Below are 451 nucleotides of genomic sequence, written 5' to 3' on the forward strand. Positions count from 1 at the left end.
CTGTGGCGCCGGCGCTGCCCTGCTCGTCCACCTCGCGCATGAGGATGCGCGACTGTGCAAGGGGGGCGGCCGAGGTGTCCGGGTTGAACAGCCGTGTTGCCGGCTCGCATCCCATCAAGCCCGCCGTGCTTGCCAACAACAGTGCTGCAAGAAGATACCTGCGCATACGCCCTCCTCCATGTCGGTGGCACCGTGCATCGCCCGGCGCCGTTCAGCGCAGGCGGCGGAGGCGGGATGCCACCGGCACCTGCAGCATTCCAAAGATGAGGTTGCCGATGCCGATCCACAAGGTGGGGACGGCAATGTCCGGCAATGTGTCGGCCACCATCATCGCGCCGGGCGCGATGGCCCRCAGGCCGCTGGGCATCCGCGCCCGCTGCAGCCCATCAGGGAAGAGACACGGGCGCGGGGCGCGGGCCGCAGGTGGGCCCATGCCAACGCCGGGCCATGG

Annotated in this window: 1 protein-coding gene; it reads right to left on the reverse strand. The window is 69.8% G+C overall.

The features are described 5' to 3' along the window. Positions 1 to 211: 211 nt before the first annotated feature. Positions 212 to 451: hypothetical protein (locus AC1DN0_RS41485; RefSeq protein ID WP_477146668.1), on the reverse strand; the 240-nt coding region annotated here is incomplete at its 5' end.

It is taken from the genome of Cupriavidus sp. 05N39 (assembly GCF_056397325.1).